Below are 18036 nucleotides of genomic sequence, written 5' to 3' on the forward strand. Positions count from 1 at the left end.
GCGGCGAGGCGCTCGATCTCGGCGACGGAGGTGACGGGCACCACGACGGCGCGAGCGCCGTCGTGAGCCAGGTCGCGGACCTGCTGGGCATCGGCGTGTGCGGGGGAGACCACCCAGCCTTCGTGGATGAGGCGTTGGCCGGCGAGCGTCATGAGACTCTCGCGCGCCTTGTTCACGACGGCGGGGATCGGGATCGTCGGATCGGTCGGCGCGCCCGCCTCTGGAGTGGGCAGCGGTAGGCCGAGCGCGATGCGCGAGGTTCCTGCCGCCAGCCACGTGGCCACGGTCCAGGCGTCGAGGCCAATGGCGTCGGTCGTCGGTGTCGCCGCGCCCGGACCCTGCGTGGCGGAGCCGGCCGCGATCACGACGACCAGGTCGAGTCCTGCCTGTTCGGCGGCGCGGGCCAGCGCGATCAGGGTCGGGCCGTCCTCCACCGCCGACGGGTCCAGCGCGATGCCCAGCTCGGTCATGCCCACCTTGTTGCCTTCATTCCATAATCGTATGTGAACCAGATGATTGGTCCAACCACGCAACGGACATAGAATGTTCCCGTGGACGACGATCTGGGCGTGATGCTGGCCTCGCTGCTGCGCGCCTATCACGCTGCCGTGACTCCGCGGCTCGACGACGTGCCGCACGGTGCAAGGGGCTACCAGACGTTGCGCGAGGTGGTGCGGGGCGACCAGCCCAGCCAGCTGGCGTTGGCCACCAGACTCGGCATCGACCGCACGGTGATGACCTACCTGATCGACGACCTCAGCGAGGCCGGTCTCGTCGAGAGGCGTCCGAATCCCGATGATCGCCGGCAGCGGAAGGTCGTGGCCACCCCCGCCGGCGCGCAGCGCGTCGAGGAGCTCTGTCAGCACGTGCGCGGGATCGAGGAGTCGCTGCTCGGTTCCCTGAGTGTGACTGAGCGCGACCAGTTCCGTGTCCTGCTCGGTCGAGCCGCCGGGGGCGCGGACCGAGAAGCGATCGACGCGTGCGAGGTCGTCGAGAAGCTCGTACCTGTCGACTGAGGTCCGCGGGCCCAGCGCCGCGCCAGGCCATCAGTGCTCAGAGCCGGCGCATCGAAGGGTGTGCGTCGGGCGGCGTCGTGGAAATGCTTTGGCCGCGCGAGCGCGGGCGCGTAGCGTCACGGCGTTCATCTGGTCCCGTAGTTCAGTCGGGGAGAACGCTCGGTTGTCAGCCGAGAGGTCGCCGGTTCAATTCCGGTCGGGACCGCGAAGGTGGGAATAGCCGCCCCTGTGGCGGTGTTGACCACCGCGTCCGAGCCTTCGCTCCTGGTGCGTTTCGCGCAGAGGGAGCGGAGGCGGCGAGTCCGGGCAGAAGCCGGAACAGGCCGATCAGTCACAAGGGTCGGCGGCGCTTGCGGGGCGCCCCATGCGACCACACCCGCACCGATCCGCCCCCATCGTGGGCAGGTCACCGTCCGGCCGCCGGGTTGGCAGGACGTCCCGATGCCGGGACGACACTGTCAACTACGGCTGGGCGTTGTGCCGCGCTCCTTCTGCTGGAGCAGCACCGCGCCTCTGCAGCACTCTGTCGCGGCAGCGCCGTGTCAAGGCGCAGCGGGTCAGGCGTTGAGGAGTCCGTAGGTGACGTCGTGCCTGGGTGAGGGGGTCGGGGTCCTGCCACGGGTCCCAGGGTGGGGTCCAGGCTTCCTTGACCGTGGTGGGGACGTCGGAGCGAGACTGAAGCGGGGTGTTCGGGGTCGCCTCCTGCGCTGCTTGGTGGTGCTGCTCGCTCGGCTGTGCCTGGCTCGCATGCGGTGTCTGTCCGGTTTCGTTGGTGTAGCGGGTGATGCCGTTGAGCTGGGTGGTGGTTCCGTTGGTGACGAGGTAGACGGCTCCGGCGGGTGAGGTCCATACCCAGACCCCGACCACGGGGCACACCACGCGCCAGCCGCCGTTGTCCTTGGCGCGGTGGTGCTTGCGACAGGGCCGGTGCGTGTTCCGGGTGGCAGTCGGTCCACCGGACACGGCCGGGATCTGATGATCGACGTCACCGGCACGTGCTCTGCGGTGGCAGTACGGGAAGGGGCAGTAGCCGGCGTTCAGCAGCGCGAGCTGTTCCTTCAGCCGCGGTGGAGCCACGTACCCGGTGTACGAGAGCGGCTCAGCCAGATCCAGCACCGGCCGCACCGACACCTTCGAATGCCCGACCAGGGCTTTCGCCTGCTGCGCAGTCAGGACTCCGCCGCGTTCTTCGCTCCAGGTGTCGGAGGTGCGGTCCAGGTGCAGGTACAGCACCGTGGAAGAGATGCTCGCGAACTTCTCCAGCACCCCCGGCGGGCAGCCCGCTATACCGGCCGGCACGATCACCGGCTCACCGGGCGCTACCACCGGATCCGCGACACACGCCTCGTCGTCGCTGGCCGGTTCGTCCCACAACGGCGTCACAGCAGCAGTCGCAGTGTTGTCGGGCGGGTCGAGGCCGGTCGGACATTCATCGGGAGGTGGATCGACACCGACCGCATCAGCGAGTGGCCGCTCAACCACCACCGGCGGCGGGTCGGTGCCCGCGTCGTGCTCGTGGTGCGGTGAGCGCGATGGCTGAAGCGGCGGATCGGCCCCGCCCGTGTCGACTGGCGGCTGAGATGCCGTCGCCAAACCCTGCAGCGGCACCGGGTCGGACCCGACACCGAGCCCATCCGGCCGGTCCGGGATGCCTGAGGGGCACGCGTCGCGGGCACGGCCACGGGTGCCAGCATCGCCGCGCTCGGCGATGCCGCCCTCGCCCCGCTCGCGGTCGGCGCCTTCACCGCACGCGCCGGCGCCTTCGCCTCGCGCACCGTCGATTCGCCCGCCAGCGCCACCAGTGGCGTCGACGCCATTCAGGTCCTTGGCTGCGCCCTCGCTCTCAGCGGCACGTTGCCGGCGCAGGACGTCCAGGGCGCGGAGCAGGCCGGGGTCGGCGAGCAGGCCCAGGGCGACGGCGCGCAGGATCGGCTTGGGCCGGGTGTCGCCGACCTGTCGCAGCCAGCCCGCGACCTGATCCAGACGTTGCTCCAATCGCATCGCATCCGCCGCCGCCAACCTGCCAGTGACATCCGCAGCACCCGGCTCAGCCGGGGAGACCCGCACCCACAACGACTCCGCGACCCGCTGCTCAGCCTCCGCGGCACTCTCCGGACCCCTCACCGTGAGCACCGCCTGGTCGGTCACACTCTTGAGCCGCGACCTGGGCACCAGGGCCGCCATCGGCACCGGACCATTCCCCGTGTTCCGCAGCGTGCAGAGCTTCTCCTCCACCAACGCGATCTGCTCGACAGGTAGGTTCCGGGTTCGGCGCGCGATCAGCCGCGCCCTCTCGAACGTCAGCTGCCCGCACCGCACCGACCCCGCGATCCTGCGTAGCCGGTAGGCCAGGTCCAGCACATCGGCACACAACATCGACGCCGCAGGCTGCGTGAGTCCGAGCGCGGCCGCGATCTCGACCACCGCGAACTCCGGCACCACCGGCGTCCCCGGACCACCCAACCGCACGGCCCGCTCGACTCCGGGACTGGGCTTGGGTGCTTCCCACTCGGCGGAGGTCTCGCCCAGGTACTGGGCCAGGTGATCGAGCCGCACACCCTCCATCCTGGTCACCTCACGGTCGGCAGCGACGGCAGCGCGCAAGGCGCCGTCGCCGACCAGTCCGAGAGGAAGTGCGTCCATAGAGATCAGTGGACCACCGACCACCGACATCGCCCCGAAACTGCAGAGACTCAACGAAAGGACACTCCGAAGCAGGTGCTCCCACAGATTCTCCTAGGCTGTTCGCGATGGCTTGCTTCCCGGCGGACGGACCACGTGGCGACGGACGGCTCGACGAAGACCGCGCCGTCGCTGGGTTGATCGTGCGTCCCGCCTCGTTCGAGGACGTCGAGGCGATCGCCGCCGTCCAGGAAGCGGCGGGCCGGCAGGCACACCGCGAGGGATGGCGGCGCGCCATCGCGGACGAGGACCGACTCCTCCTCGTCGCCGAAGAACACGAGCTGCGCCTGATCGTCGGATGGGCGCAGACCTATCACCACAGAGAGCCACGGGACGAGGCCCCGGCGGGCCACTACCTCGGCGGCGTGACCGTACACCCGGACCACCGGCGGCGTGGCGTGGCTGTGGCCCTCACCGACACCCGCCTCAGCTGGCTCGCTGAGCGCACGAGCGAGGCGTTCTACGTGGTCAACCCGAGCAACCGCGCCTCGATCGACCTGCACGAACGCTGGGGCTTCGCGGAGGTTCTGCGTGCCCCGCGACTGACGGGTGTCACGTTCAGCGGCGGCGTCGGCACACTCATGCGCGCCGATCTGAGGTGACACCTGCGGTCCGTGGGAAGTTCAGGTGGTTGCGGTTATCCGTCGGATGGCGTTCCCGAGCGCATGATCACGGAGCGAGATCGCACCACGCAGATGAGCCGCCGCAGCCACCTGCAGCGGCAGCGTGGCACGGTAGGAGACCGCACGTTCGACCTCGTCGGCCGGTGCGATCTCCCGGACCGCGCGCGCACCGTAGAACCCGACCAACGGCGCGAGGTCGACCACCTGGTCGGTGATCGCGGCATGGTCGAGGTCGATCAGCCCGGTGGCGCGACCGCCGTCGCGGCCGGCGTCCTCCCATAACAGGTTGTGCGGGCCGAGGTCGCCATGGACGAGGACCGGTGACCCGTCAGAACCCAGCGCGATCATGCGGTCAACGGCATCGACCGCAAGCGCGGCGACACGGTCGTCTGCATGTGCAGCGAGCAACGGCGCCAGCTCCTCGCGCACGATCTCCGGGAAGCGCGCACCCCCGCACCACGTCCGCACCGGAGGAAGCGCGAGCGTGCGCACCTCTACGCTCCGCAGTGCCGCGAGCAGATCGGCGAACGTCTCCCGCACGGTTGCCCACGGCGCCCGCTCGGCGGGCGAGCCGGGCAACCGAGCAACCAGGTAGCCGGACCGGTCGTCATCCGAGCGGACCGAACTCAGCAGCGGAGGAACGGCGACCGGCAGCTCGACCGAGCGCCACGACCCCCAGGTCGCATGCTCAGCACGCAGGCACGCATCGTCGATCCCCACCCGCGCGACGACCTGCCGCCCTACCACGACGTCATGAAACGCACCGTGCGTCGCCTCAGCACCGTCCCACGACACCTCGGGGAACTGCTGGCGCACCCAGTCGACGACCGAGATCACCGGGACTCCTCAGACCGCCTCGAGAACCGCCACAGGGGAGTCGGCGAGCAGATCGCCGAGAAGCACGCTCCCACCGTCGTGCTCGGCGCCGGTGACCACGTCGAGCCACCGCCCCTCGGGCAGCACCACCGCCTGCGACGCCCAGCCTCCGGAGGCGGCGAGCCCGACCGGCAACCGGGTGACGATCGTGCACACGCGAGGGACGTCGTCGAGCGTCCGCATGAACGCGAGGGCGTGACCGGTGGTGGTCGGGAGCGCTGCATACCCGGCGCGACTACCGACGAACGCCTCCGGCGACCTGCGACGCAACCGCAGCAGGCCGGCCACGAGGCGTAGCTTCTCCTCGCCGAGTTCGCCCGGTCGTTGTCCGGCGTCCAGCCGCTGGAGCACACCGGCGAGCACCGCCGCGTCGACCGGACCGCGGTTATCGGGGTCGACGAGCCCTACGAGGGTGGTCTCGGTGCCCTGATAGACGTCGGCCACGCCGGGCATCGTCAGCTGCAGTGCCTTCGTGACCAGCGTCGCCGCCCGCACGGGCTCGGCCGTGCGCCGTACCCACGCGGCCATCAGCTCGGCCACCCGCTCATCGGCCACGAGCGCGGCGACGAACGACGCGAGCGCCTCCTCGCCGTGCGGATCGACCGCGGTCCAGGTGGTCCAGTCCTTCGCCTCGCGGCTGGCCTTCACGAGATAGTCGGACAAGCGCTCGACGGCGATGGGACCCTCGTGCGTCCAGGTCCCGGCGAGCGTCTGCCACAGCAGGTTCTCGGTGCGCCCGTGCAACAGCGGCCGGTAGGCCTCGGTCGCGGAGCGCAGCGCGTGCACGTGCTCGCGCCATGCCGGACCGAGCTGAGAGAGCACACCGATACGCGCGCGGACGTCCTCGCCGCGCTTGCTGTCGTGTGTGGACCCGTTGGTCATCGTGGTCGCGTGACTGAGCTGGAGCGCGTGGGCGAACGCATGGAGGTCGTCCGGCGCGATCGCGAACTTCTGCGGCGCGCCGCCCACGTCGCACAGTCCGGTCAGGTGCGTCCACCGGTAGAAGGCCGTGTCCTCGACGCCCTTCGCCATCACGGCGCCACACACCTGCTGGAACCGCACGATGATCTCGTCGCGTCGCGGCTGCAGCCGCCTGCCGGCGCTGCCCACCTCGCGTCCGAGCACGAGATCGACCACGAGGTCCAGCGTCTCGGACCGCTCCTCGTCGAGTCGCGCCCGGGCACGCGCGGCCATCTCGTCGACCAGCCCTACGCTCAGCGCCGGCGGCGCCTCGCCAGGCACCACATACGCCCGGTACCGGTCGCAGGCGACGACCAGCTCGCGCACGCACTCGCGGATCGCGGTCAGCGTGTGGTCGCGCAGCCGGACATCGGCACGGCACTCGTCGGCGATCACGTGGCTCAGCCGCTCGACCTCGGCCGCCAGCGACCCCGTGGCGATCTCTCTCTTGGACTGCTCGACGACGGCGCCCAGTCCGCCCATCGTGTCGCCGCTGATCTCGGTCATCACCCCGGCCAGCTCGGCTGCGCCGGCTGGATCGATCTGAACCTGCCCGATCCGCCAGGCGGTGTCGTAGCCGGTGGTGCCGGCCACGGGCCAGTCGCCCGGGAGCGTCTCGTCCGGCTCCAGGATCTTCTCCGCGACAGTCCACGCCCCGCCGGTCGCCTCGTGCAGCCATCGGAAGTAGCCGCGAGGGTCAGCGAGGCCGTCCGGATGGTCGACCCGGAGCCCGTCGACCACACCCTGGCGGACCAGCTCGACCACGAGCCGATGGGTGGCGTCGAACACCTCGCGCCGCTCGACCCGAATCGCCACCAGCGTCCCGACATCGAAGAACCGCCGGTAGTTCAGCTCTTCGTCGGCGACCTTCCAGTAGGCGAGCCGGTAGTGCTGCCGGTCGACCAGCTCGGCCAGCGGAAGGTGCTCGGTGCCGGCCCGCACCGGCAGCAGGTGCTCGTAGTAGCGCAGCACCTTCCCGGACCCGGACACCTCGGCGGGTGCGTCCTCCACGGACAGCTCACCATCGGCCAGCACGGCCCCGATCCGGCGACCCAGCAGCGGCATCAGCACCGGGCCGGCGGCCAGGTCGATGTCGAACCATTCCGCGTACGCCGAGTCCGCTCCCTCCGCGAGCACCGACCACAGGGCGGTGTTGAGGTACGCAGGCGTCGGCGCCGCCATGTGGTTGGGGACGATGTCGAGCACCACGCCGATGCCTCGCTCGTGGGCGGCTGCAGCCAGCCGCTCCAGCCCGCCGCGGCCACCCATCACGTCGCTGATGCGGTCGTGGTCGACCACGTCGTAGCCGTGCGTGGATCCCGGAGCCGCCGCGAGAACGGGGGAGAGGTAGATGTCGGTCACCCCGAGCGCGTCGAGGTACGGCAGCCGTTCGCGCGCGTCGTCGAAGCTGAGGTCCGGCCCGAGCTGCAGCCGGTAGGTGGAGGTGGGGATCCGCACGCTCCCGTTCGCCTCGGCCATGTCAGCCCTCCGTGTCAGGGACCGTCGGGATCCCGATCGCCGGGGTCGGCGTGTGAACCGGCGCCCTGGTCGCCGACTTCCCGGCGCGTGAGGACGTCGGTGCGACCGCGCGTTCCGGCGACACGATCGGATCCTGCGGCGGGCGGCACAGCACCGTGATGCTGCGCGCCGTCACGGGCACGGCGGCTTCCGCCTCGTACTCCTCCGGGTGCTCGGTCGCGGCGTCGGTGGTCATGACCACGCGCCAGGCGGCGCCGTACGCGGCCTCCGGCAGCGCGAACGTGAGGTCTGAGGCGTCCGCGTTGATCAGCAGCAGGAAGGAGTCGTCCACCACCCGGCGGCCACGATCGTCGGGCTCGTCGATCGCCTCACCGTTGATGAACACGGTGACCGAGCGGGCGTACCAGGTGTTCCATGCCTCGGCATCCATCTCCTCGCCGGTCAGGTCCAGCCAGGCGATGTCCGGCAGGTCCGGGCGGCCCTCGGTGTGCGAGACGGATCCGTTGAAGAACCGCCGCCGCCGCAGCACCGGGTGGTTGCGGCGCAGCTCGATCAGCGAGGCGGTGAACTCGAGCAGGTCGCGCTGGCCGGAGTCGAGGTCCCAGCTCATCCAGGAGATCTCGTTGTCTTGCGCGTAGGTGTTGTTGTTGCCGCCCTGGGTGCGCCCGAGCTCGTCACCGTGCAGGAGCATCGGTACACCCTGCGACAGCAGCAGCGTGGTGAGGAAGTTGCGTTGCTGCCGCGCCCGGAGCGCGTTGATCGAGGCGTCATCCGTGGGCCCCTCGACCCCGCCGTTCCACGACCGGTTGTGGGACTCGCCGTCGTTGCCGCCCTCGCCGTTGGCCTCGTTGTGCTTGTCGTTGTAGGAGACCAGGTCGCGCAGCGTGAACCCGTCGTGCGCCGTCACGAAGTTGATCGACGCGATCGGGGTGCGGCCGGTGTGCTCGTACACGTCCGAGGAGCCGGTGATCCGGCTGGCGAACTCACCGAGCGTCGAGGGCTCGCCACGCCAGAAGTCGCGCACGGTGTCCCGGTATTGCCCGTTCCACTCGGTCCACAACGGCGGGAACCCGCCCACTTGGTAGCCGCCCTGTCCGAGGTCCCACGGCTCGGCGATCAGCTTCACCTGCGAGACCACCGGGTCCTGGTGCACCAGGTCGAAGAACGCGCTCAGCCGGTCGACCTCGTGGAACTGGCGCGCCAGCGTGGCCGCGAGGTCGAACCGGAACCCGTCCACGTGCATCTCGGTCACCCAGTACCGCAGCGAGTCCATGATCAGTTGCAGCACGTTCGGGCTGCGCATCAGCAGCGAGTTCCCGGTGCCGGTGGTGTCGAAGTAGTGCGCCTGGTCGTCGTCGACCAGCCGGTAGTAGGCGGCGTTGTCGATGCCACGGAACGAGAGCGTCGGGCCGAGGTGGTTGCCCTCGGCGGTGTGGTTGTAGACCACGTCGAGGATCACCTCGATGTCGGCTTCGTGCAGGGCCTTGACCATGCCTTTGAACTCCTGCACCTGCTCGCCACGGGTGCCGTACGCCGCATACGCGTTGTGGGGCGCGAAGAAGCCGACCGTGTTGTACCCCCAGTAGTTGCGCTGACCGCGCGCCTGCAGGTGAGGGTCCTGCACGAACTGGTGCACCGGCATCAGCTCCAGCGCGGTGATGCCCAGATCCTTCAGGTGCCCGATCATCGCCGGATGCCCGAGCGCAGCGTACGTGCCGCGGATCTCCTCCGGGATCTCCGGGTGGAGCTTGGACATGCCGCGCACGTGCGCCTCGTAGATCACCGTGTTGGCGTAGTCGTGTCCCGGGGGTCGGTCATGACCCCAGTCGAAGTACGGTGTGGTCACCACCGAGGTCATCGTGTGCGGCAATGAGTCGTCGGTGTTGACGCCGCTCGTCCCGACCGCCGCTGTCGGATCCTCGAACCGGTACGAGAACAGCGACTCGTCGCCGTCGATCTGACCGTCGATCGCCCGCGCGTACGGGTCGAGCAGCAGCTTGGCCGAGTTGCACCGGTGACCGTTCGCCGGGTCGTACGGGCCGTGCACGCGGTAGCCGTAGCGCTGACCCGGCCCGATGCCGGGCAGGTAGGCGTGGAACACGTGCGCATCGACCTCGGTGAGCTGGATCCTCCGCTCGGTCGGGGCGCCGTCGTCCCCATCGTCGACCAAGCAGAGCTCGACGGCGTCCGCCACGTAGGAGTACAGGGCGAAGTTGGTCCCGCTACCGTCGTAGGTGGCCCCGAGGGGGTAGGGGCGGCCCGGCCAGATCTGCATGATCACAGGGTCCCATCACCACGTCACGATGGCGTGAATCGCCGGCTGTTTCGCCACGTTCCAGTGACTCAGATCACCCGGTCCGCGCGACTGTAGACGGACAGCGTCGTGGCGCGGGAGAAGCCGATCAGCGTGATGCCGGCGTTCTCGGCGAGGTCGACGGCGGCCGCGCTCGGTGCGCTGACCGCCGCGACGACCGGGACTCCCGCCATCGCCGCCTTCTGCACGAGCTCGTACGAGAGCCGCCCCGAGACCTGCAGCACGGCGTCGTGCAGCGGCAGCCTGCCCCCGCGCAGTGCCCAGCCGAGAACCTTGTCGACGGCGTTGTGTCGCCCCACGTCCTCACGCACCGCGAGCGTCTGCTCACCTGAGAACAGGCCGGCGGCGTGGGTGCCTCCGGTGCCGTCGAACAGACGCTGCTGGCGGCGCAAGGCCTCCGGCAGCGTCAGCAAGGTGGCGAGCGGCACCGTGGCGGCCACGTCGGCCACCGGGAAGTGCGAGGCCCGCGCGACCGCCTCGATCGAGGAGGTGCCGCAGATCCCGCAGGAACCGGAGACGTAGACCGCACGCTCCCGGCGCGCCGGCGCCTGCGCGCCCTCGCCGGCGTCGAGCGTCACATCCATGACGTTGTACTCGAGCAGCCCGCCCGCCCCGACGCCCGGACCGTAGGACACCTGCCGCACCTGTTCCGTGCGCGTGATGATGCCTTCGGAGAGCAGTAGCCCGTGCACGAGGTCCACGTCGCCCCCCGGTGTGCGCATCGTCACGAGCCACTGCTCCCCGTCGACGCGGATCTCCAACGGCTCTTCGCCTGCGAGGGTGTCCGGCCGTTGCGTCGAGCTGCCGTCGGCGCGCAGACGCAGCACGGGCGCGCGCCGGGTGGATCTCGCCATGTCAGGTGTCTACCACCTGCACCTGCACGAGTTCCTGCGTGCACCGCGTCAGGGCCACGTAGAGGGCGTTCCAGCCGCGCGGTCCCGCCGCGATGCGGGCCGGGTCGACGACCACGCACGCATCCCACTCCAGTCCCTTGGCTGCCTGCGCCGTGAGCACAGGCACCTCCGGCGCGTCACGCAGTTCCTGCTGCAGCATGTCCCGGTGAACGCGGGCTGCGACCACGCCGACCGAGCCGTCGGGGTACCGCTCGCGCAGCTCGGTGACGCTCGTGCGGACCAGCGTGCCGAGGTCGGTCACGCCGGCGACGAGCTCGCTCGGTTCACGCCCCGAGGATCGCACCGCCTGCGGCGGTTCGTTCGTGCTTCCGGCCCGCTCCAGCACGTTGCCCACGAGTGCCATCACCTCGCGTGGGGTGCGGTAGCAGATCGTCAGGTCGTCACGGCGCCAGCGGTCGCCGAACGCGGGGCTGAGCGCGGCCGCCCAGTCGGTGTGCCGGTGCGGTGCCTCGGTCTGGTCGATATCGCCGACCGCCGTGACCGAGCCGGTGGGCGAGCGTCGTCGCACCATGTGCCACTGCATCGGCGAGAGTTCTTGCGCCTCGTCGATCACCACGTGTCCGTAGGTCCAGGCATGGTCGGCTGCCGCCCGCTGCGCCAGGAACGGCGCGCCGTCGGGAGACGCCGGCTCGGGCGTGCCGATCAACGCCGTCACGGCGTCGAGCAGCGCGATGTCGCTCGACGCCAGTCCCGGCGGCTCGGCCACGACTGTGGCCACCTCCTGCGGCGTCAGCTCCGAGGCCACGCGCGCGAGGGTGGATGCGTCGTGCAGCAGGTCCGCGAGCACCCGCTGCGCGTCAGGCGCCGGCCACCACGCCTCGAACGCCACCTGCACCGCGGCGTCGGACTCGATCCGCGTGCGGAGCGCCTCGATGTCGTCCTCCGACATCTCGCCGTCCACCTGAGTGCTGGAGGCGCCGGTGCGCACGCCACGGTCGTCGCGCCGCTGCAGGGAGGCGTCGACGGTCCCGAGGATGTCCTCCAAGCCCTCCTCCATCGAGGTCAGCAGCCGCTCGGTGGCCTCGACCACGGCGTCGACCAGCGCTTCACGGAGCGCGTCGAGCACGACCTCGCGTGCAGCCAGCTGGGTGCGCCCACCGGTCAACGCCGAGGCGAGCACCCGCGCGACGCGAGATCGACCGAGACGGTGCGCCTCGCCGTCGAGCACGAAGGTGAGCGGCTGCGCCGTCGGGGCATAGGAAGCGACGTGTCGCTCGAGCGCGCCGGCCCACAAGGCGCGGCCCTTGAGCTCCGCCGCCTCGCGGGTCTCCTCCCGCTCGACCGCGGCACCGGGCACGAGGGCGTCGCAGGTGGTGGCGACCACGGCCGTCTCGCCCAGTGCGGGTAATACCTGTTCCACGTAGCTGAGGAAGCGGCGCGACGGCCCCAGCAGCAGTACGCCACGGCGCGCGATCTCGGGCTGGGCGAAGAGCAAGTAGGCCACGCGGTGCAGCGCGACCACTGTCTTGCCTGTGCCCGGACCTCCTTGCACCACGAGCAGGGCGTCGGCGGGCGAACGCACGATCGCATCCTGCTCACGCTGCAACGTGGCGATTGCCGTGCCCATGCGACCGGTGCGGCCCTCATCGAGCGCGGCGAGCAGGGCGGCCTCACCTACGAGATCTCCGGCGCTGCCGTCGGCGAGCGACTCGTCGTCGACGCCGGTCACACGCGTGCCCTCGGTGCGGATGTGCCGGCGCCGGCTCACCCCCTGCGGCTCCAACGCCGTCGCAGTGTAGAAGGGACGCGCGGCATCGGCGCGCCAGTCGAGCACGAGCGGCTCACCGCCGTCAGCCCGCGCGATCCCGACGCGCCCGATGCGGTAGGTCGCCTCGTCCACGGTGTCGAGCCGGCCGAGGACGAGTCCGTGGTCGGCATCGACGAGGGCCCGGAGCCGGGCCGCCAGCAGCGCGTGGCGATGCTGGTCGGCAAGGTCCTCGATCGGCGCCGACAGCTGGGTGTGCAGCTGCTCGATCGTCTCGCGACGGCGGTGGTCGGCGAGGTCGAGGAACACCTGCTCCTCGGTGAGGGCCTGAGTGGTCACCACGGTGGTCTGAGCGGGCACGCGACTCCGTTCGTCTGAGCGGCCACCGGACGAGCAGCCGAGGTCCCAACGGTCCGACCCCCGGCGTTGTTCCCGATGCGCCGGTAGGTTCGGATCATGAGTCGGGCACCGGAGAGTGGGATCGACGAGGCCGATCTGACGGTCGTGGACCCGGAGGTGACGAGCGTCGGGCTCCCGGCCGTGACGCACGCGATGCAGGTCGCGCTCACCCAGATGGGCCCGGTGCGAACCGCCCAGACGCTGCTGCGCGTCAACCAGAAGCACGGGTTCGACTGCCCCGGCTGCGCATGGCCCGATCCCGACCACCGCAGCCCGGCCGAGTTCTGTGAGAACGGGGCCAAGGCCGTGGCCGAGGAGGCCACCACGAGGCGAGTCACGCCGTCGTTCTTCGCTGAGCACAGCCTCGCGGACCTCGCGGAGAGGGACGACTACTGGCTCGGCCAGCAGGGGCGGCTCACGCACCCGATGGTGCTCGACGACGGCGGGACCCACTATCGCCCGATCTCGTGGGACGACGCGTTCACGCTGATCGCCGACGAGCTCGAGCACCTCGCAAGCCCGGACGAAGCCGTGTTCTACACCTCCGGCCGCACCTCCAACGAGGCGGCCTTCGCCTACCAGCTGCTGGTGCGCGGATTCGGCACGAACAACCTGCCCGACTGCTCGAACATGTGCCACGAGTCCTCCGGTGCGGCGCTGCAGGCGAGCATCGGCGTGGGCAAGGGGTCGGTGTCGCTCGAGGACATCTACGAGGCGAAGTTGATCGTGGTCGCCGGCCAGAACCCCGGGACGAACCACCCGCGGATGCTGTCGGCGCTGGCCAAGGCGAAGCGGAACGGCGCGCGGATCGTGTCGGTCAACCCGCTCCCGGAGGCGGGCCTGATCGAGTACCGCGACCCGCAGTCGCCGCTCGGGCTGGCCGGGCGCGGCGAGAGGCTGTCCGACCTGCACCTGCCGATCCGGCTCGGAGGCGACCTCGGGCTGTTCCTCGGCGTCGCCAAGCACGTGCTCGAACGAGACGAGGAGCGGGGTGGTGTGCTCGACCGCGACTTCCTCGCGCACCACTGCGACGGCGTGGAGGCCTACCTCGCGCACCTGCCCACTGTGCCCTGGGCCGAGATCCAGACGGCCACCGGACTGACCGAGGCGCAGGTGCGCGAGCTGGGGGAGGAATTCGTGCGCTCGCCCGCGAGCATCGTGTGCTGGGCGATGGGGCTGACCCAGCACGAGCACGCGATCGCGATGATCACCGAGGTCACCAACGTGCTGCTGCTCCAGGGCAACATCGGGCGTCCGGGAGCCGGCGTGTGCCCGGTGCGGGGGCACTCGAACGTGCAGGGTGACCGCACCATGGGGATCTTCGAGCAGATGCCGGAGCGATTCCACGACCGGCTCGACGCGGAGTTCGGGTTCGCGTCGCCGCGCACCCACGGCTACGACACGGTCAAGGCGATCCGTGCGATGCGTGACGGCAAGGTCGGTGTGTTCATCGCCATGGGCGGCAACTTCCTGCGCGCCACCCCGGACACCAAGGTGACCGAGGCGGCCATGCGTCGGTGCACGCTCACGGTGCAGGTCTCCACCAAGCTCAACCGGTCGCACGTGGTCACCGGGCGGCGTGCGCTGATCCTGCCGGCGCTCGGACGGACCGACACCGACGTGCAGGCGACCGGGCCGCAGCGCGTCAGCGTGGAGGACTCCATGTCGGCCGTGCACGCCTCGGTGGGCCGCCTGGCGCCGCCCTCGCGGCACGTGCGGAGCGAGGTCGCGATCGTGGCCGGGATCGGGCAGCAGCTGTTCGCGCGAGAGTCGGTGGCCGCGCGAGCGCCGGCGGTGGACTGGGTGGCGCTGCAGGGCGACTACCGCCTGATTCGGCAACACATCGAGGCGGTGATCGCCGGGTTCGACGACTACGAGGCCAAACTCGACCTGCCGGGCGGGTTCGTGCTCCCGCACCCGCCACGGGACTCGCGCGAGTTCCCCACACCGAACGGGCGCGCTCAGCTCCGCGTGCATGAGCTGACGTACCCGGCACTGCCCGCAGGGCGGGTGCTGCTGCAGACGCTGCGGAGCCACGACCAGTACAACACCACGATCTACGGCGACAGTGACCGCTACCGCGGCATCCACCACGGTCGCCGCGTGGTCCTGGTCAACCCGGCCGACATCGAGCGCCTCGGCGTGGCCGATGGCCAGATGGTCGACCTCGTGTCCGAGTGGCGCGACGGTGTGGAGCGGCGCGCCGAGTCCTTCCGTGTGGTCTCGTACCCGACCGCCGTGGGCTGTGCCGCTGCGTACTACCCGGAGACCAACGTGCTCGTCCCGCTCGACTCCGTCGCCAAGGGCAGCAACACCCCGACCAGCAAGTCGGTGGTCGTGCGTCTTCAGCCGCGCTGAGGAGCGGTGTCTCCGGGCTGCTGCGAGGCATCGGGCGGCATGGGCGAGATCGGACCCAAGGAGTGCTTGCCGATGGTGACCGCAGCAACGCCCTTGCCGTTGATGCCGAGATAGTTCGATGCCGCGGTAGCGCTGGCGATGAGGACGATGAGCCCGAGGACAACGCACAGGAGCGCGACGATGACGATACCGGCGCCGCTGTCATCCTCCGCCGCATCGGCGGCTCTGACAGCCGCCACCAGCCAGAACCCGCTCGCGACAGCGCCCGCGAGCCCGATGAGCGCGACAAGCGCCATCGCCACTTTGTGAAGGTTGGCGGCCTTGAGCGAGTGGACCCTGAGGTCGAAGGAACGTCCGCACGTCTTGCACCGCGTGGGCAACCTGCCAGGCGGGGCGTCGTCTGGGCCTCGATCCAGAAGTACGCCCTGGGCACGGTGGCGCCACGACACCGAACCTCCCCCCGGTGTGCCCCAGAAGTTCTCGCGATGCCGGAGCTCAAACGCGACGCGTCGCTGAAGCTTCACGGTGGAACATTCTCCCCCGTCGGGCCTCGACAGTGGCGGACGACAGCACGGTAGTGGACTGCTGCGCAGCCCCCGTGGGAGGTCAGGTCGTCAAGGCCTCGTGGATGAGGTGCACGAGGGCGTCGAGCTGCACCGAGGTGGTCGAGACGATCTCGGTGTCGCTGCCGTCGAGAGCACGCGCGGCCAGACCCTGCTTGGCGTCGATGAGCTCGGCGATCTTGGTGTCGATCGTGTGCGCGGCGAGGATGCGCCAGGCCGTGACGGGCTGCTCCTGACCGATGCGGTGCACGCGGTCGATCGCCTGCGCCTGCTCGGCCGCGGTCCAGGAGAGCTCGGCGAGCACCACGTTCGATGCCGCGTGCAGGTTGAGCCCCACACCGGCCGCGGTGAGCGAGCAGACCGCCACGCTCACCTCCGGGTCTCCTCCGAACGCGTCGATCGCCTTCTGGCGTGCCGTGGACGTCTGCTCACCGCGGATCGAGACCGTCTTGAGCCCGGCCTCAGCGAGGTTCTTCTCGGCGGTGTCCATGACGTCGATGTGCTTGGCGAAGAACACGACCTTACCCACGGACCGTGCGAGCTGGGCGGTGTAGTCGGTAGCCAGGATGGCCTTGGCCTGACCGATACGACGCACCATCGTGAAGACGTTCTCGCCTCCGCTGCTGGTGTTGCGCGAGGACTCGAGCTCGGCGGCCGCGACCGAACGCATGACCTCGAGGTCGGGCTCGAAAGGCTCGGCCTCGCCCGGGTGGCGGCTCTCCCACAGGCGGCGGTACCGCTGGGCGAGTCGAGCGCCCAGCTCACGCTCGGCCTGCCGGATCGAGCGCCCGAGGTCGTCGTCCAGCTCGACCGGGAGATCGGCGATGCGACGCGCAGGAAGATCCTGTGCCACGTCGGTCTTGAGGCGGCGCACGATCCCCATCGAGATCACCGCCGAGCGGGCCTCAGGGTAGAAGCCCCGATCGGCGGGCGTCAGTCCGATCGCCTCCAGCTTGCGCATCAGCGCAGGTGCAGGCTGGTTGTCCTCGATCCAGCCGAGGTACTTCCAGATCGCGTGAAAGTCCTCGACGTCGTTGATCAGCGGGGTTCCGGTCAGGGCCATCAGCAGCGGGTTGCCACCCGGAGCCGTGGATCGGATCTGCTCCGCGAGCGCGAGCACGTGCTGGCTGCGCTGGGACGTGAGGTTCTTGATGAAGTGAGCCTCGTCCACCACCATCGAACGGAACCCGAACCGCATCAGCCACGACAGGTGCCGGTCGAGGATCTCGTAGTTGACCACGAACACGTCCGCGAACGCGTCCATCGTGGCGCCGTCACCGTGGATCACGGTGACCTTGCGCGACGGCGTCCACTGCTCGACCTCGCGCGCCCAGTTGATCTTCACGACGTTGGGCACGACCGCCAGCAGCGGGAAGGCGCCGGCCACCGACGCGGCCAGCACCGACTGGGCGGTCTTGCCGAGGCCGGGCTCGTCGGCGAGCAGGAACGAGCGGTGGCCCTTGCGCACCGACTCGAGCAGCTCCACCTGGTGCGGCATCAGCTCGAGGCCGCGGGGCGAGAAGTGCTCGAAACGGGGCAGTGGCGGCAGCTCCATCGAGGCGGCGCCCCCACCGGCGCCCTGTTCGAAGGAACGGTACAGCGGCTCCATCAGGTCCCAGCCGTTCAGGCGGCCGGAGAGGGGTCGCTCCACGGGCTGGATGGCCGGTGCCAGGAACGGGTTCGCCTTGAGTCGGCGCTTCACCGAGGGGGGCACCACCTGACGCTCGGCCAACGCCGGCGGCACCACGGTGGGCCTGGACGGCTGCGGAGCCTTGATCTCCATCTCCTCGGGGGAGAGCTGCGCCCCGGAGTCGAGCAGCCAGTCCAGCCGCATGCGCTGGGCGGCCGGACCGGGAGTCGTGGCCGGGTCGAGCAGCGTGAGCAGCGTGGTGTCACGGGCTGCGGTGCGCGCCAGGATCGTGGCGACGCCGTCGAGCCGCTTCAGCAGCTCGGTGCGGGCCGCCGTCGAGAGGTTGTCATCGGTCTTCACTCGGGCGCGTTCCTCGCGCACCAGCAGGGCGATCACCTGGAAGCGGGTGCGGTTGGTCGGGCCGACCTTGCCGCGGGCAGCCTTGGCCTCGACCTCACGCACCTTGCGGGCGAGGATCGGGATGATGGGCGCCGCGTCATCGCCGCGCGCGGCGCGG

The 18036-nt window shown here is 70.3% G+C and carries 12 protein-coding genes and 1 tRNA gene; 4 read left to right on the forward strand and 9 right to left on the reverse strand.

Features of this window, described 5'->3' with window-relative positions:
- Window positions 1–533, reverse strand: a 533-nt coding sequence (locus ACOJSN_RS13815; protein WP_420113081.1) for an LLM class flavin-dependent oxidoreductase, incomplete at its 3' end; no start/stop codon positions are given.
- 18 nt (window positions 534–551) lie between these two features.
- Between ACOJSN_RS13815 and ACOJSN_RS13820 the strand changes: the two genes are divergently transcribed.
- Complete coding sequence (locus tag ACOJSN_RS13820; protein WP_420113082.1) at window positions 552–1016, forward strand: MarR family winged helix-turn-helix transcriptional regulator; 465 nt, start codon at window positions 552–554, stop codon at window positions 1014–1016.
- Window positions 1017–1147: 131 nt separating this feature from the next.
- Window positions 1148–1221: transfer RNA gene (locus tag ACOJSN_RS13825), tRNA-Asp, on the forward strand.
- Window positions 1222–1478: 257 nt separating this feature from the next.
- Here ACOJSN_RS13825 and ACOJSN_RS13830 read toward each other — a convergent pair.
- Entirely contained in the window at window positions 1479–3659 is a 2181-nt protein-coding gene (locus ACOJSN_RS13830) for a DUF222 domain-containing protein (protein ID WP_420113083.1), read from the reverse strand.
- Between the two features lie 107 nt (window positions 3660–3766).
- On the opposite strand from ACOJSN_RS13830, the gene ACOJSN_RS13835 reads away from it, so the two are divergent.
- Window positions 3767–4300 (forward strand): GNAT family N-acetyltransferase, encoded by a 534-nt coding sequence (locus ACOJSN_RS13835; RefSeq protein WP_420113084.1) that lies wholly within the window; start codon window positions 3767–3769, stop codon window positions 4298–4300.
- 21 nt (window positions 4301–4321) lie between these two features.
- Here the strand turns inward: ACOJSN_RS13835 and ACOJSN_RS13840 are convergent, their stop codons facing one another.
- The 5 genes from ACOJSN_RS13840 to ACOJSN_RS13860 form a co-directional block, all read right to left on the reverse strand.
- On the reverse strand, window positions 4322–5158 hold the full coding sequence (locus ACOJSN_RS13840) for a phosphotransferase family protein (RefSeq protein ID WP_420113085.1): 837 nt from the start codon (window positions 5156–5158) through the stop codon (window positions 4322–4324).
- 9 nt (window positions 5159–5167) lie between these two features.
- Window positions 5168–7636 carry a malto-oligosyltrehalose synthase gene (gene treY / locus ACOJSN_RS13845; RefSeq protein ID WP_420113086.1) on the reverse strand — a complete coding sequence of 823 codons (2469 nt, stop codon included), beginning with the start codon at window positions 7634–7636 and terminating at the stop codon, window positions 5168–5170.
- 1 nt (window position 7637) lies between these two features.
- Window positions 7638–9911: a glycogen debranching protein GlgX gene (glgX, locus tag ACOJSN_RS13850; protein ID WP_420113087.1), complete on the reverse strand. Its 2274-nt coding sequence runs from the start codon at window positions 9909–9911 to the stop codon at window positions 7638–7640.
- 68 nt (window positions 9912–9979) lie between these two features.
- Window positions 9980–10804, reverse strand: a complete 825-nt coding sequence (gene fdhD, locus ACOJSN_RS13855; RefSeq protein WP_420113088.1) for a formate dehydrogenase accessory sulfurtransferase FdhD — start codon at window positions 10802–10804, stop codon at window positions 9980–9982.
- Between the two features lies 1 nt (window position 10805).
- Window positions 10806–12929 carry a HelD family protein gene (locus ACOJSN_RS13860; RefSeq protein ID WP_420113089.1) on the reverse strand — a complete coding sequence of 708 codons (2124 nt, stop codon included), beginning with the start codon at window positions 12927–12929 and terminating at the stop codon, window positions 10806–10808.
- Window positions 12930–13022: 93 nt separating this feature from the next.
- On the opposite strand from ACOJSN_RS13860, the gene ACOJSN_RS13865 reads away from it, so the two are divergent.
- The gene (locus ACOJSN_RS13865; RefSeq protein WP_420113092.1) at window positions 13023–15326 is read left to right on the forward strand and encodes an FdhF/YdeP family oxidoreductase; all 2304 of its coding nucleotides are present in this window, start codon (window positions 13023–13025) and stop codon (window positions 15324–15326) included.
- Here ACOJSN_RS13865 and ACOJSN_RS13870 read toward each other — a convergent pair.
- Complete coding sequence (locus ACOJSN_RS13870) at window positions 15314–15622, reverse strand: hypothetical protein (protein WP_420113090.1); 309 nt, start codon at window positions 15620–15622, stop codon at window positions 15314–15316. The genes ACOJSN_RS13865 and ACOJSN_RS13870 overlap by 13 nt on opposite strands.
- A 310-nt stretch (window positions 15623–15932) precedes the next feature.
- Window positions 15933–18036: DEAD/DEAH box helicase (locus ACOJSN_RS13875; RefSeq protein ID WP_420113091.1), on the reverse strand; the 2104-nt coding region annotated here is incomplete at its 5' end.

The organism is Pseudactinotalea sp. (assembly GCF_048594945.1).
In the GTDB taxonomy this organism is placed as follows: Bacteria; Actinomycetota; Actinomycetes; order Actinomycetales; family Beutenbergiaceae; genus Pseudactinotalea.